We start from the raw sequence: 2,363 nt of genomic DNA, 5'->3' as shown, positions 1-2,363 counted from the left end.
TCAAGGGCCATTGAGTTCTGCCCATAGGCGGCCAGTGTTTCTTCCCGCTGGTGGCCATCAGAACTGCCCACTGGTGGCCAGCTGGTTTGCCCGTTTGGGTGGTGGTGCTGGCCACCGTGATGGGATCAGTTCAGGTGGTCACGGTGGCGGTGGCCAGGGTCTTGGGCATCAGCTCGTCGAAGCCGGCCGGGTGCAGGTTCGAGCTGATCGCTACGGAGCGTTTCTCGTAGGCGGCGTCCACGATGCGGTAGAGGCCCTCGGCGGCATCGTCGGCGACCGGCAGCAGGCCGATGTCGTCGATGACGATCAGGTCGGCGCGCAGGATTCGGGCGACGGCTTTGGTGATGGTGTCATCGGGCCGGTGGGCCCGGATCATCGCCCCGAGGTCCTCCAGGGTGAACCAGGCCACCCGCGCCCTCCTCCACGGCCTGCTGGCCCAGGGCCTCGAGGAAGAAGGTCTTGCCGGTGCCGGAGGGCCCGCAGACCACGAGGTTCTCTCTGCGCGAGAGCCATTCCAGGGTGCGCAGGGACTGCTGGGTCGGGGCCGGGATCGAGGAGGCGCCCGGATCCCAGGTCGTGAAGGTCTTGCCGGTGGGGAACCCGGCGGCCTTGCGCCGGGCGGCGAGCATGGATCGGGCCCGACCGGTGGTCTCCTCGACCAGCAGGGCCTTGAGGACCTCGACCGGCTCCCAGCGTTGGGCCCGGACGGTGGCCAGTACCTCGGCGGCGATACCGCGGGCGAAGGGCATCTTCATTTGAAGGCCGCAACAGCGCCTCCAAAAGAACACGCAGCGCCGGTGCGGCGGTGTTCGGGGTGTGGATGCTCACCGGGCTGCCCCTCGGTGTTGGAGGTACCGAGGCCGGCCCAGCCGGTGCTGCCCCGGGTCAGGGACCGTTCCTCGGTGGCGGTGTGCATCCCGGTGCGGTGGCCGGCGGCGGTGAGCAGGGAGGCCAGGTCGCCGTGGGCGAAGAGTTGGTGCACCGCGGCCACCCCGAGGGCGCGGTCGACCTGGTCGGTGCCGGCGAGCTTGGCCAGGGTGACGGCCTCGGCCATCTTCTGACCGATCCGGCTGGCGCCGACCGCGGCGGCCTCCACCAGCCAGGTCCTCGCCCCGGCCCCGATGGCCAGGAACTCGGCCTCCGCCGCCGAACGGGGGCACCGGGGTGGAGTCCCCGGGCACCTTGTCCGTCTCGTTGCCGGGGAAGTGCGTATCGTCGATGGCCGGGGACCCGGGCCGGGCCACCGGGTGCCGGGCGACCTCCACCGGCCCCCTGCGCACCGGCGTGCATGATCACCACCATCGAGTCCGGTCCGGTGCCGTGATAGCGCACGAACACCTCGGGCCTCGAGCAGGTGCAAGGGCACCGGGAGGTACTGGGCGTTTTCGAAGGGGACCATCGGCGTGTTCTCCGGCACCTTCCGTCCCACCTCCCGTAGGTTCACGGTGTGCGCCGTGGCGGGGGATCCGATGCAACGCGCTGGTCTCCTCGGCGAGCATGTGGTCCGGGCGGCGCCGGGTCACCTGCTGCTCCCGGGAGTTCACCATGGCCATGAACCCCGCGCAGGCGGCCTCGAGCTCAGCGAACGAGGCGTACTGGTCCCGCAGGTTGGTGTCCTTCGGGACCAGGTCGGCCTTGGCCAGCTTCACCGCGTTCTCCACCCCGCCCTTGGCGGCCGGATCCGCTGGCTGGCAGGTCAGCACCTCCACGCCGTAATGCCGAGCGAACGCCACGGTGGCCTGGTTACGCACCGGCACCCCGGCCACATGAGAGACCGTCACTGTCTTCTCGTTATCCGTCAGCACATAGGTCGGCGCGCCCCGATCAGCCGGAAGCACCGGTCCAGGGCGGCGAACACACTCGGAGCCGTCCTATCACGCAGGGCGATGACGATCTGGTAGCGGGACCAGGCCAGCCAGGCCACGAACAGCACCGTCTTGGCCCCGTCGATCGCCGGCCCATCGCCGAAGTCGTACTGCAGCCATGCGCCCGGCTCGGTGATCCAGGGCCGGTGCACCCGGCGCTTCCCGGCCCGCCAGGCGGCCTTCCGGGTGGAGCGCTCAGAGCCGGTGTAGCCCATTGCGGTGAGCTTGGCGTGCACGACATCGGCGCGGATCCTGCCCGTGGAGGCCTCGACCCATTCCTCGATCTTGGGCAGCCAGACATCGGTGACCTTCGGGCGGCTGGCTCCGGATCCAGGGGTCTGGCCGGCGTCGCGGGCCCGCACCAGCCGGGCCACGGTGTGATGGGAGCAACCGGCCAGCTCGGCGGCGCCCCGCAATGACTTGGTCAGGTCATAGGCACTGAGACATGGTTTCTGCGGCATCCTTCATTCAGGGCCTCTTCCTCGCTGGATTCGATTC

The 2,363-nt window shown here is 69.8% G+C and carries 2 protein-coding genes and 1 pseudogene; all 3 read right to left on the bottom strand.

The window, feature by feature from the left end; genetic code table 11:
* Positions 1 to 130: 130 nt before the first annotated feature.
* On the bottom strand, positions 131 to 409 hold the full coding sequence (locus POD19_RS12540; RefSeq protein ID WP_340309543.1) for an ATP-binding protein: 279 nt from the start codon (positions 407 to 409) through the stop codon (positions 131 to 133).
* Positions 351 to 755, bottom strand: a complete 405-nt coding sequence (locus POD19_RS12535; RefSeq protein ID WP_340309542.1) for an ATP-binding protein — start codon at positions 753 to 755, stop codon at positions 351 to 353. The genes POD19_RS12540 and POD19_RS12535 overlap by 59 nt, the downstream gene beginning before the upstream one ends.
* Positions 752 to 2,333, bottom strand: a pseudogene (istA, locus tag POD19_RS12530) (IS21 family transposase). The gene POD19_RS12535 and the pseudogene istA overlap by 4 nt, the downstream one beginning before the upstream one ends.
* Positions 2,334 to 2,363 lie beyond the last annotated feature (30 nt).

This window comes from Micrococcus sp. GPGPB33 (genome assembly GCF_037853785.1).
In the GTDB taxonomy this organism is placed as follows: domain Bacteria; phylum Actinomycetota; class Actinomycetes; order Actinomycetales; family Micrococcaceae; genus Micrococcus; species Micrococcus luteus.
This window is presented reverse-complemented; position numbering and strand designations above follow the sequence as displayed.

Coding starts and splice junctions, on each gene's coding strand:
- POD19_RS12535 (WP_340309542.1), bottom strand. CDS start 755: ATGAAGATGCCCTTCGCCCGCGGTATCGCCGCCGAGGTACTGGCCACC.